We start from the raw sequence: 13,547 nt of genomic DNA, 5'->3' as shown, positions 1-13,547 counted from the left end.
CTTGTTGTACAGTCGCATATAAGTGATAAGGCACTGAAAAATGCAAAAGAAAATATTTCTAAATGTGTTGCGGATATAAAAAGACCTGCAAATGGAAAAGAGCAGTACAAAGCAATATCTAGGTATAATGCCACTGTTTCAGGCTTGCATAATTATTATCAAATAGCAACAAATGTGAGTTTAGACTTTGCTAAAATAGCCTTTCACATTAAAAAGCAAATGAACAACAGGCTTGACTTAAAGACCAATGGGACATTAAATAAAGGATTTATCAAAGATAAGTATGGAAAAAGTAAACAACTTCGCTTCCTTAACGGACGCCCATTAATTCCAGTGGGGTATATCCAAACTAAGGACGCAAAACACAAGAAAAAAGATATAAACAAGTACACTGTAGAGGGTAGATCTTTAATTCATAAAAATCTACAAATTGATATAGACACTCTTGTTTGGTTAATGAAACACCCTGTACTTGATAAGAGTATAGAGTATGCAGACAATAGGATTTCGCTCTTTGCAGCTCAATATGGAAGATGTTTTGTAACAGGGAATAAATTAACACCAAGTGATATACATTGCCACCATAAACTACCACTTGAAAAAGGTGGTACAGACAAGTACAGCAATCTAATTCTTGTAACAGAAAAAGTGCATATACTAATCCATGCAACAAAAGAAGATACAATTCTAAAATATGTAAAAGAACTTGCCTTAACAGGTAAGCAAATTGAGAAATGTAATGAACTCAGAAAAATGATAGGATTGCCAACCATTTAAAAGAAATAACTAGTTGTTGAGAAGTGTGTAAATCTTAATTAAAACGTGAAAATCTTTCTTGCGATGGGGCGCCGTGTGCGGTGAAAGTCGCATGCACGGTGCTAAGCGGGGGAAAAGCTGGAAACACTGAAACTGTAGGCTTACCTATCGCAATCTGGAGCTAAATCTCAAGGTATTAAGCAACTTATGGCAGGTGGAGGAATTGTGCTTATTGGACTTAAATTAATTCCACTTTTAGCAAATGTACTAAAATAAGATGTTTAATATAGTAGATAAGATCAAAGAGTTTTTTTCGGAGATGCTTATAGACATGATCAAGGAAAATTTAAGTGGAATGCTTCTTGATATAAATGATAAAGTATCTACGATAGCAACAGAAGTTGGAAAAACTCCGAGTGGATGGAACTCGGAAGTTTTCCACTTTATAAAGTCAATAAGTGAAAATGTAATACTTCCTATAGCAGGTCTTATCATAACTGCAGTTTTATGTATTGAGTTAATTCAAATGGTAATGAATAAGAATAATATGAACGATACAGATACATTTGATTTCTTTAAATATATTATAAAAATGTGGATAGCTGTATGGTTGGTATCTCATGCTTTTGAATTCTCTATGGCAGTATTTGATGTAGCTCAAAGTTTAATAGGAAAAGCAGCAGGAGTAGCTAATGTGAGTTCAAAAGTTTCACCAGGGGATATAGCGGCTATGACAGAAACATTGAAGAATGAATCAATAGGAAAACTTATGACAGTAGTAATAGAAACCTCTATAGTAAAAATGATAATTCAAGGAATATCGGTATTAATAACGGTAATACTTTATGGAAGAATGATAGAAATATATATCTATACCTCTGTTTGTGCTATACCTTTTGCCACTATGGGAAACAAAGAATGGGGGAGCATAGGAACTAATTATATTAGAGGACTTTTTGCTCTTGGACTACAAGGGTTATTTTTGCTTATATGTGTAGGTATTTACGCAGTTCTTGTAAAGACTTTAAGTATAACAGATATACACAAGAGTATTTTTGAACTACTTGGCTACACACTAATACTTGGAATTACGATGATGAAATCTGGAAGTATTGCAAAATCAATATTAAATGCACATTAAAGGGAGGAGAAATGTTTAAAGGAATAAATAAAAGAAAGAATGAACTTAAAATTAAAAGGTTTGGAATAATAGGATTACCAATAATTATAATTGGATCATATATAACAAATAAAATAAGAAAAAAAGAAAGGGAAGATGAGATGATAATTTATAGAATAGAGGAAATAGAATAATGGCATATGTAAATGTTCCAAAAGATTTAACTAAAGTAAAAACCAAAGTAGCATTAAATTTAACAAAAAGACAATTAATTGGATTTACAATAGCAGGAGTAATAGGCTTTCCTATTTATATATTATCAAGAAAAAATCTACCAAATGATATATCTATGCTTATTATGATAGGAGTAGCATTTCCTATTATTTTCACAACACTTTATGAAAAAGATGGTCTGTATTTTGAGAAGTATCTTAAGTACATGATAGAAAAAAAGACTCAACCAAGTATCCGACTATATAAAACAGATTGTATTTATGATATAGAAAGAAAAATAAGTAAAATGAAAGAAGGGAGAAAATGAATCAAATACAAAAAAGACAGCAAAAAAAATTAAATGCAGAAAAAGAGAATTTAAAAAAGCAGAAAGAAGATTTAAAAAGCATAGGTAAAAGTCAAAAGAAAATAGAAAATTCAAAGAAGTACAAAGGACAAAGAAAGCAAAAGAAAGAGCTTTCTTTTTTTAATGGAAGAAAACAAAAGAAAAAAAGTGTTCAAGATACAATTCCTTATTTAAGAATGCTTAGAAATGGAATTTGTCAAATAGAAAAGAATAAATTTAATAAAATGATAAGATTTTTAGATATTAATTATCAGCTTTCGACAGAAGAAGATAAAGAAAGTATTTTTAATGAATTTTCTAACTTTTTAAATTACTTTGATCCAAGTGTAGATATTGAACTCTCATATATTAACAGAATAGGGAAAAATGAAGAAATAGAAAAAAATATTAATATCCCATATAGAGATGATTCTTTTAATGAGATAAGAAAAGAATATAGAGAGATGTTAAAAAATCAAAGTGAAAAAGGGAACAATGGATTAAGTAAATATATGTATATCACTTTTAGCTTAGAAGCACAGGATATAAAAGAAGCTACAATTAGACTTGAAAGAATGGAAATGGACATACTAAATAATTTTAAGAAAATGGGAGTTAAGGCTTATGTGCTAGATGGATACGAAAGATTAAAGGTGATTCATGATATTTTAAATAAAGATAAAAAATTTACTTTTTCATATGATGATTTAAAACATAGTGGTCTATCTACAAAAGATTATATTTCTCCGACTTCTTTTAATTTTTCATCTATAAATCAGTTTAGAGTAGGAGAATACTTTGGAGAAGTAAATTTCTTACAGATTCTTGCACCAGAATTATCTGATAGACTATTATCTGAATTTTTAGAAGTTGAAGAAAATATGATTGTAACCTTTCATATAAACTCTATCGATCAAACAAACGCAATTAAAATGATAAAAAGAAAAATTACAGATCTAGATAAGATGAAAATTGAAGAAAATAAAAAAGCTATAAGATCGGGATATGACATAGATATATTACCTTCAGACTTAATCACTTATGGAAATGATGCTAAAAGACTTTTATTAGAGCTTCAAAATCATAACGAGAGAATGTTTGTAATTACCATTTTATTTACAAATATAGAAAAAAGCAGAAAGAAATTGAGCAATGTAATTTTTCAATTAAACTCTATAGCAGGTAGACATAATTGTGTATTAAAGAATCTTAACTATAGGCAAGAACAAGCTCTTATGTCCTCATTGCCTATTGGAAAGAATGACATTGAGGTGAAAAGGGGACTTACTACAAGTTCTACAGCGATCTTTATTCCATTTACTACAGAAGAATTGTGTTTAGAAGGAGAAAGCCTATATTATGGTTTAAATGCATTAAGTCGAAATATCATAATGACAGATAGAAAGCTGTTAAAAAATCCTAATGGTTTAATACTTGGAACACCAGGGTCGGGAAAATCTTTCTCGGCTAAAAGAGAAATTACCAATGCCTTTTTAATTACACAAGATGACATTATAATATGTGATCCTGAATCCGAATATGGGAATTTAACTAGAGCATTAGGAGGAGAAGTTATAAGGATATCACCTACTAGTAGAGACTATATTAATCCATTAGATATAAACTTAGATTATGCAGATGAAGATAATCCATTGTCATTAAAGTCTGACTTTATACTATCATTATTTGAATTAGTAGTGGGAAAAGAAGGACTGAGTGCAGAAGAAACTTCTGTTATAGATAGATGTCTTCCAATCTTATATAAAAACTACTTTGATAATCCTATACCTTCTAATATGCCAATTTTAGAAGATTTATATAACTTACTTTTGGAACAAGAGGAAAAAGTAGGGAAAAAACTTGCGGTAGAAATGGAAATATATGTTAAAGGAAGCTTAAATGTTTTTAATCATAGAACTAATGTAGATACTAAAAATAGAATACTTTGTTATGACATCAAAGAATTGGGAAAGCAATTAAGAAAAATTGGAATGCTTATTGTTCAAGATCAAGTTTGGAATAGAGTTACAATTAATAGGAATAAGAAAGAAACTAGGTATTATTGCGATGAATTCCATTTATTGTTAAGAGAAGAACAAACAGCAAGTTATTCAATAGAAATTTGGAAAAGATTTCGTAAATGGGGAGGAATACCAACAGGGTTAACTCAGAATGTCAAGGATCTTTTAGCTAGTCCTGAAATAGAAAATATATTTGATAATACAGACTTTATATTGATGCTAAATCAAGCCTCTGGGGATAGAGAAATATTAGCAGATAAACTAAATATATCACTTTACCAATTATCATATGTAACCAACTCTAATGAAGGAGAAGGGCTTTTGTTTTATGGAAATACCATTGTTCCATTCGTGGATAGATTTCCTAAAGATACTAAGTTATATAGACTAATGACAACTAAACCAGAGGAGTTAAAAGAAAGTTATGAAGAATAAGATAAAAAGTAACTATATTATTAATTTAGATGCATTAGTAGCCTTAAAAGAACTACCTAATGAGATATTTGATTGCTGTATTACTTCTCCTCCTTATTATGGATTAAGAGATTATAAAGTTAAAGGTCAAATCGGAAGAGAAGAAAGTCCTGAAGAGTATTTAAATAAGTTAGTAGAAGTATTTGACCAAGTAAAAAGAGTATTAAAAAAAGATGGAACTTTATGGATTGTAATAGGAGATTCTTATGTTGGTACTGGAAGCAAGAAAGAATACAAAGACCAAAAAAATAAGAATGGAAGGACAGGTCAAAAAGTTTCTGTAACGAAAAAATTAAAAGGATATAAGACAAAAGATTTGATTGGAATTCCTTGGCAACTTGCATTAAAACTAAGAGAAGACGGTTGGTATTTAAGAAGTGATATTATATGGCATAAAGAAAATGCTATACCAGAATCATGTAAAGATAGGCCATCAAGATCATACGAACATATTTTTTTACTCTCTAAATCAAAAAAATATTTTTATAACTATGAAGCAATGAAAGAACCCATGAAAGAGATAAGTAAAAAAAGATATATAAGGGCAAGGGGAAAAGACAATAAGTACCTAAAAGAAAATACAGGTGCTAAAAGACAGAGCATAAATGAAGCAAGAGAATATGGAGAATATATAGGAGATAATGTTCCTCAGTTTAGAAATAGTAGAGATATTTGGACAATAAATACTAATGCCTTTAAAGGAAAACACTATGCAGTATTTCCACCAAAATTAGTAGAAATTTGTATAAAAGCAGCTTGTCCTAATAATGGGTTAATATTAGATCCATTTATGGGATCAGGCACAGTTGGAATGGTTGCTACTAAAATGAATAGAGAATATATAGGAATAGAATTAAATGAGGACTATTGCAAGATGGCTAAAGAAAGGATTGAAGAAAATATGAAATAGGAGGCGTTTATGAAAAAAGAAAAGGGCAAAATAAATCCTAGAGATGTACCAAAAAGTAAACTTATATTAGAAAAGAAAAATATAAGTAACAACACTATAAAAAATAAAAAAGATTCCCCCGTTTTATTAAACAAAAATTCTGAAAGAGAAAATAGCACTTTTATGAATGAAAAAGATAGCTATAGACAAGTTTCTGAAGTTGAGAATTATGATAATATAAAGAAAACTTCTAGCCACTTTCAAGAACTAGATAATAAATATATACCTAATATTAATGAAAAATCAGATAAGGAAAAAATACAAAGAAAAAGACAGGAGAAAGTATATAGAGAAAAATATAAAATACTTGATAACTTGAAACGAGATAATGAAGTAGAAGATAAAATTAGAGAAGAAAGAATCAAGAAAGAAAATGATAGAGTATATGAAAATAGGATAAGTAATTTCAAGAAGAGTTCTAATCATATATCTAAGAATGTAATAAAGAATAAAGATAAGTTAGAAGTTTATGACCCATTGTCTAAAGATTTAGATAATGATGGAGTAATAGATCGTTATGATATGGACTTTAGAGATAGTAATATTTCTTATAGAGATACTAGTGATGATGAAAAGTATTTTTCAAAGTATAGAAATAAAAGATTTCTAAATGACTTTAGAAAGAATAAAGAGCAGTATCAAAGTGACAAACAAGAAAATTCATTTCAAGATAAGTCCATTTCAACAAAAATAGAAAGATCTAATGTAAGGGATTATAAAGGTAAGAAGTTTAGGGCAAAAAGTTTATACTTAACAGAAAGTAAAATGGATAATAAGAATTATCAGAAACTAAAGACTGGTAAGAACTTAAAGGAAAAATGCTCTGTAGATCTAAATAATAAAAATAAAATTATAGATAATAACAAAAAAGAAGGTAAAAGAGCTAATTTTAATCTAAATGAAAAATATACAAGAACAAAAAAGGAAAGTTCGAATGTAGAAGAAGGTCAAAATAAGTTTATAGAAGATAAATTGAAGGTAAAAGATAAGCTTCAAAAAGACGAAGAAAAGATCTCAAAATTACACTCGAAAAAAGCAAAAAAAGAAAAGGACCTAGTTAAAGATAATAAAAAAGCAAAAAAAGGAGGATTAGAAAATCCTTTAATTCTTGCAAGTGCAATGGCATCAAACTATCTTTATAGCGGAAAAGAAGATAATGCAGGAATAGATGCATCATATAAAGTAAGCAGAAGTACAGAGCTTATTGGAAAAAATATTAGACGTAATCGTAGAAAAAAAGCTTTAAGAACTAAAAGAAAATTAGAAAAATTAGATAATAAAATTCATAAAAAAGAAAGTAGATTATTATTTGAAAAAGATTTTGAAGAATTAAAAAAATCTAGAGCCTATCAAAATACCAATAAATTGAATCGATTTTTTATGAAGAAAAAATTTCAGAAAGATTTCAGAAAAAAACAAGAAGTAAGCTTAAAAAATAGAATAAAAAAGTCTATTACAAATATGAGTAAAAAGACAGCAGAAGTTCTAAAAAATAAGGGATATAAAAATATTTTTATTGTCCTTTGCATTTTAGGACTTTTTTTCATGCTGTTTAAAGAAATAAGTAATATTGGAAGTATTACTTCAGGTATTACAAGTAATGTTATGGCTACAAGTTACTTATCAAAAAAAGAAGTGCTAAGTGATGTAAATAATGAATTTTCAAGTTATGAATATGCTTTGCAAGATGAGATAGATAGTATTAAAGAAAATTATCCAAACTACGATGAATATCATATAAAAGGAGATCCAGTAGGTCATGATGTTCACGAGCTATTTAGTTATTTAACAGCAAGATATGGAGAAATTAAGTCGACTGATGAAATAAAAAAGGAACTAAAAAAACTCTTTAATCAGATGTACAAAAAAGAGTATACATCAAAAACTATTACTAAATATGATAAAGATGGAAATCCATACACCTATAAAATATTGACTCTTACCATTACCAAGAAAAGTATTGATAAAATTGCAAAAGAAGAGTTTGCAAATTATGAAACTAATATGGCTCACTACTTATCATTATTAGAAAATCAAGGAAATATGGGAGATTATTTTGGCTCTGGTTATGGAGATTTAGGGGATATAGTAGATAATCCAAATTTTGGAAATCCCGGTATAGAGTTTGATGATGTAGCAGTAAGGAGATTATTTGGAGAAGCTGAAAAACATATAGGAAAAAGATATGTTTTTGGAGCTAGTGGACCAAGGAATTTTGACTGTTCAGGATTTGTATGTTGGTCATTTACAAAATCAGGAGTAAAGAATATGCCAAGAACAACAGCTTGGAGAATATATACTGATTATTGTAATCCTGTATCGCCTAGTCAAGCAAAGCCTGGAGATATAATTTTTTTCAAGGGAACATATAATTCTGGAACACCAATATCTCACGTAGGAATATATGCAGGCAATGGAATGATGATTCATGCAGGAGATCCTATTCAATATGCAAATATTAATACAAGATATTGGAAAGAACACTTTTATGCCTTTGGCAGACCAAGATAGAAAAGGTGATAAAAAATGAATAAAAAACTAATCAAAAATATAGAAAAACAAAAAAAGTTAGTAAAGAAAAAAGAAGATATTGAGTTGGAACTTCAAATCTTAGAAGAAGAACAAGAAGAATTAGAGAATATGGAAGTTATCAAAGAGTTTCGTAGCAAAAAAATATCCCTTGATGAATTTTTATATATAGTAAGAAAAAATAAGGAAGAAGAAAGAAAAGAAAAAAGTATAAGTCAAATTAATGAAGGAGAAGAAAAGTAATGAAAAGAATAGGAAATAGAGTTTTAGCGATTGGAATGATACTAGCAAGTATTATAAATATATCGCCTATGAGTCATATATATGCTAGTTCAGAAAAAAGTTTACAAAACACAAATAAAATTGAAGCTGAAATGGTATGTAGCAATGTAGAAAATCTAGAAAAAGAAATTACAGACTTACAAGAGAAGATTGAAAACTTAAATAAAGATAAAGAGATAAATAAAGAGCAAATAAAAAAGCTTCAAGAGAAATTAGATTCATATAAAAATAAGGAAGATAATTTTTTAGAATATAAGAAATGCCTAGAAGATCAATTATTAGAAAAAGAAAGAGTAATTAAAGGTCTAGAAGAAAAAATATGTGCTCTAGAAAGTAAAGACAAAAAGCAAATAGCTGAACTAGAACAGCTAAGAGATGAAGTAAAGAAACTTCAAGAGGAAAGTGAAAAATTAAAAGAAGAATTATCTTCTGCAAAATGGGAATTAGAAGCAAAAGGTGAAAAGGCAGAAGTTAATGAAGAAGGTTTTAAAGAAATAAGAGAAAAGATTGGTCAATTAGAAAAAGAGATTAAAGAAAAGGATCAAAATATAGAATTAAAAGAGGAGAAAATAAAAAAAATAGAAGATACTTTAAAGGCAAAAGAAGAAAGATTAGAAAAATTAAAAGATCAAGTAGATAAGGCAAAAGAAGATAAAGAAAATTCTTGTGAGAAAGTAAAATCTCTTGAAGAAGAATTAGATGAATTAAAATCTAAAGCAGAAAAAGATAAAAAAGAATTACAAGAACAGATAAAAAGCTTGCAAGATAAGATAGAACAACAAACAAAAGAGTTTGAAAATCTCCAAAATGACTTAGACAAAAAAATAGAAGAATGTAATAAAAGAATCAGTGAACTAGAGAAAAACCTAAAGGAAAATAAAACAGGGAAAAAAGAAAAAACTTTAAATGATAAGGAAAAGCTTGAAAAAATTCTAGAAAATCTTAAAAAGAAACAAGCAGAAATAGAAACAAAACATGATAAAGATAGAGAAGAAAAGATTACTAACAAAGAAGTAGTAAATACTAAAGAAGTTATTAATAAAGGAGAGGATAATATAAAACCACATAGTAAGAGTGATGAATTTAGCGTGTTTCAAGTAGGAAAAGATTACTATAATATCATAAAAGATGGAAAGAAAACTACTGTGTATATGGATGTTAAGGCATACATTCAAGATGATTATGTTATGTTGCCTATAAGATATACAGCCTATACTTTAGGATTTAACGTTGAATATGATGACAACAAAAGAGAAGCTATATTTTCCAATAAAGAAAATACCGTTCTTCCAAAGAAAACTTTGCGATTAAATATAGACACAGGAGTTATGAAAGATAGTGATGGAAATATTTATCATTCTGATACTAAGCCAGTAATTATAAATGGAAGAGTTCATGCTTCTATTTCAAATATTGCAAAAGCTTTTAATGCAACTTGTGGAGATATAAAAGACGGAAAAGATCAAAGTATTGAATGGGATAATAACAAAAAAGCAGTATATGTATTTAAAAATATAAAATAAAAAAGGAGCTAAAGATGAAGAAAAGAGGAATAAAAGTAGCCTTAGCGTTACTCTTTATGTTTACAATAATACCAAGTATATCCATGGCAAAAAGTAATGAAAGTGAAATAACGAGTCAACTAAATAATATATATACTCCAGAAAATAATAAAGAATTAGAAAATTTATTTGATGAAAATGTATACAATCCTTCTGATGAAAAACAAAAAATACCCTATCAAGAAGTACCTAAAATACCAGATAGTAAAAATGTAAAAAGTGAACAAAAAGAAAGATCTATTAATTTGTGTCAACCAGTAAAGCCTGTAAAAGGAGGGAATACAAAAGCGATTAATTCTTTAGCAACAAAGGAGAATAAAGCAAGAGGGACAGTATTGGAAAATGTAGATGAAAGTGGAGAAGATCTAACTCCTAAAGTTGGAGATAATGAAGTAAGAAAAGAGGGCGAAGAAAATCCTGTAGACGTTAGACAATTTTTGACTTTTCAGACTAAATCAGGCAAGACAATGCACCTTATTATAGATCATTCACAAAACCAAGAAAATGTTCAATTATTAACAGAAGTAGGTGAGCAAGACCTTTTAAATATGATCGAAGGAGATACTAAATCAAAAGAAGAAAAAGTAGTTAGAAAAGAAGAGCCTATAAAAAAGGAAGAACCACAAAAAGAAAAAGAGAAAGAAAAGAAGTCAGGCGTAGGATTATATATTTTTATAGTTCTTATAATGCTAGTGGGAATAGGTGCAGGATATTATTTTAAAGTTTACAAAAAAAGAGAAGAGAATGCTATTGAAGATGATGAAGATTATGACGAATTAGAAGATGATTATGAATATGATAAAGAAAATGATGAAAAAGAAAGTATAGAAGATACAGAAATTATTCCAGAAGAAGATGATTTTTAATAATGAGAATTTTTTGAAAAGATGGTAAGTTTATTCGAGAAAAACATATATGCGAAGGATATAACATTTGAAGAAGTGTTAAATAATGGAATAAAAATTATAAAAATATAGAAACATTCAGATATGAAACTCAACTATCGTATAACAAGAAGAATCTACGATAGAAAAGTATACGGTTTTTAAAATTTATATCAAAATCTAAAATAATTTGTGAAACTAAGAGAAGATAATAGTTTGTTAATAAAAAATAAATAAGTGATGTAGTAAAGGCTATGATAAATTGCGAGCGAAGGAGAAATCTTTCGCTCTTTTTTTATAAAAAATTAAGGAGGAAAAAATGAAATTAGTTATAGCAGAAAAACCAAGCGTTGCAATGTCAATAGCAAAGGTTATAGGAGCAAAGAATAAAAAAGAGGGATATTATGAGGGAAATGATTATAGAGTATCTTGGTGTGTAGGTCATCTAGTTCAGATGGCAAATCCTGATAGTTATGATGAAAAATACAAAAAGTGGAGAATTGAAGATTTACCTATTATTCCAAAAGAATACAAGTACGAAATTGTAAATACCACAAAGAAACAATTTAATATTCTTAAAAAGCTGATGAATAGCAAAGAAGTGGATACGATAATTAATGCTTGTGATGCAGGAAGAGAAGGAGAAGCTATATTTAGACTTGTGTATATGAAAGCAAATTGTAAAAAGAAAATAGAGCGTCTTTGGATTTCATCTATGGAAGATTCTGCAATAAAAGAAGGATTCAATAATTTAAAAGATGGAAAATACTATGATAATCTTTTTGACTCAGCAAAGGCAAGAGCTATAGCCGACTGGCTTGTTGGAATGAATATGAGTAGACTTTACTCTTGCTTATATGACGGAAATTATAGTATAGGGAGAGTTCAAACACCAACATTGGCAATGATAGTAGATAGAGATTTTGAAATAGAAAATTTTAAAAAAGAAAAATATTATACAGTAGAAATAGAACTTGATAAGTTTATACTATCCACTAATAGAATAGATAATAGGGTGATAGCTGAACAGCTGATAAATTTAATAGGCAATACAATAAAAATTACAGATTTAGTAAAAAAAGAAAAAATAACGAAACCAGATTTACCTTTTGATTTAACAACACTACAAAGAGAGTGTAACAAATATTTTGGATATAGTGCAAAACAGACTTTAGATTATGCTCAAAGCCTTTATGAGAAGAAATATATAACCTATCCAAGAACAGACAGTAGGTATTTAACAGAAGATATGATTGTAAGCACAATAAATAATATTTTGGGGAAAAATGATTTTGATACAGAGCGTATTAAAATTGTATTTAATTCAAAAAAAGTTAGTGATCACCATGCAATTATACCTACAGTAAGTTCGTTGAGTAAAGATATATCTTATCTTCCAGAAAGTGAAGCTAAGGTGTATAGACTAATATTAAATAAACTAAACGCAAGTGTTGGATATCCACTCGTTGAAAATACAACAAAAATTGTAGCTATATTTGATAGCTTTGAATTTACAAACACTGGCAAAGTAATTAAAGATGAGGGCTTTACAAAGTATTTAAAAGAATATACATCGAAAAAGAGTGAAGATACGATATTTCCTAATGTGAATATTGGAGATGAACTTGAAATAAAGGAAAAAAATATTAAAGAAAAGTATACTACACCTCCAAAACATTTTACTGAAGATAGTTTACTTAAAGCTATGGAAATAGCAGGAAATGACGCTTTAGAAAAAGGTATTGAAGTAGAAAGAAGGGGTATAGGGACTCCAGCCACTCGTGCAGGAATAATAGAAAATCTAATTTATAAAGGTTATATAAAAAGAGATAAGAGAAATCTTATTTCAACAAGAAAGGGCTTAAACTTAGTATCAATAGTAATAGATGAATTTAAATCACCAAAAACAACAGCAGAATGGGAAATGAGATTAAGTGAGATTGCAAATGGAAAGGAAGGTAAGGAGATATTTTTAAAAGAAATTGAAGAAGAAATCAAAAACACCATTGGTAGATATTTCAAATAAATTGATTATAAAAACAGAGAAAGATAATAGTAGATATAAGTTTTTTCAAAAGCAAGGATATAAAGGAAAGTAATCTTAAAACATAGCTAACTTACAAGAAAAGATAAGCACATTTTAAAGGGAAACTAAGAATATCAATAATAGGCAAAGAAAAAATAGAAAAGATAGAAGAATGTCTTTGATGAGCATTTTCTGATTTATGAAGTAATTTACCATGGGAAAAGTAGTTACTAATAAAATGCATTTCCTGCACCCCAAAATATATAATTTTAGGTGCAGGAAGTTTTATAAATGATACAAAAAACAATAAAGCTTAATGGCTAAGGAGGTATAGAAAATATATCTTCTTTTTTATTACTAAAATAAGAAAATATAGAGTGCCAAG

Annotated in this window: 10 protein-coding genes and 2 pseudogenes; all 12 read left to right on the top strand. The window is 28.3% G+C overall.

Annotation, left to right across the window (positions count from 1 at the left end):
• A pseudogene (locus RH95_RS08465) lies at positions 1-777 on the top strand (HNH endonuclease); the annotation flags it as partial.
• Positions 778-942: 165 nt separating this feature from the next.
• Positions 943-1,032: pseudogene (locus RH95_RS09395) on the top strand (Maff2 family mobile element protein); the annotation flags it as partial.
• A gap of 1 nt (position 1,033) precedes the next feature.
• A complete protein-coding gene (locus RH95_RS08460) occupies positions 1,034-1,897 on the top strand; it encodes a VirB6/TrbL-like conjugal transfer protein, CD1112 family (RefSeq protein ID WP_010248107.1) in 864 nt (287 codons plus the stop codon).
• Positions 1,898-1,908: 11 nt separating this feature from the next.
• Complete coding sequence (locus RH95_RS09615; RefSeq protein WP_022620852.1) at positions 1,909-2,070, top strand: hypothetical protein; 162 nt, start codon at positions 1,909-1,911, stop codon at positions 2,068-2,070.
• On the top strand, positions 2,070-2,417 hold the full coding sequence (locus RH95_RS08455; RefSeq protein WP_010248104.1) for a PrgI family protein: 348 nt from the start codon (positions 2,070-2,072) through the stop codon (positions 2,415-2,417). The genes RH95_RS09615 and RH95_RS08455 overlap by 1 nt, the downstream gene beginning before the upstream one ends.
• Positions 2,414-4,891 (top strand): VirB4-like conjugal transfer ATPase, CD1110 family, encoded by a 2,478-nt coding sequence (locus RH95_RS08450; protein WP_010248101.1) that lies wholly within the window; start codon positions 2,414-2,416, stop codon positions 4,889-4,891. Before RH95_RS08455 ends, RH95_RS08450 begins: the two co-directional genes overlap by 4 nt.
• Positions 4,881-5,840 carry a DNA-methyltransferase gene (locus RH95_RS08445; protein WP_010248098.1) on the top strand — a complete coding sequence of 320 codons (960 nt, stop codon included), beginning with the start codon at positions 4,881-4,883 and terminating at the stop codon, positions 5,838-5,840. The genes RH95_RS08450 and RH95_RS08445 overlap by 11 nt, the downstream gene beginning before the upstream one ends.
• Positions 5,841-5,849: 9 nt before the next feature.
• Positions 5,850-8,390, top strand: coding sequence for a CD1108 family mobile element protein (locus RH95_RS08440; protein ID WP_010248095.1), 2,541 nt, complete (start codon positions 5,850-5,852; stop codon positions 8,388-8,390).
• Between the two features lie 15 nt (positions 8,391-8,405).
• Positions 8,406-8,651, top strand: coding sequence for a hypothetical protein (locus RH95_RS08435; RefSeq protein ID WP_010248092.1), 246 nt, complete (start codon positions 8,406-8,408; stop codon positions 8,649-8,651).
• On the top strand, positions 8,651-10,213 hold the full coding sequence (locus RH95_RS08430; RefSeq protein WP_010248089.1) for a stalk domain-containing protein: 1,563 nt from the start codon (positions 8,651-8,653) through the stop codon (positions 10,211-10,213). The genes RH95_RS08435 and RH95_RS08430 overlap by 1 nt, the downstream gene beginning before the upstream one ends.
• Before the next feature lie 14 nt (positions 10,214-10,227).
• Positions 10,228-11,118, top strand: a complete 891-nt coding sequence (locus RH95_RS08425; RefSeq protein ID WP_010248086.1) for a CD1107 family mobile element protein — start codon at positions 10,228-10,230, stop codon at positions 11,116-11,118.
• Positions 11,119-11,455: 337 nt separating this feature from the next.
• Entirely contained in the window at positions 11,456-13,162 is a 1,707-nt protein-coding gene (locus RH95_RS08420) for a DNA topoisomerase 3 (RefSeq protein WP_010248082.1), read from the top strand.
• Positions 13,163-13,547: the final 385 nt, after the last annotated feature.

Source organism: Peptoniphilus rhinitidis 1-13 (genome assembly GCF_000246925.1).
Taxonomy (GTDB): domain Bacteria; phylum Bacillota; class Clostridia; order Tissierellales; family Peptoniphilaceae; genus Peptoniphilus_A; species Peptoniphilus_A lacydonensis.
The sequence above is the reverse complement of the archived record's forward strand: the minus strand, read 5'-3'. Positions and strand labels throughout refer to the sequence as shown.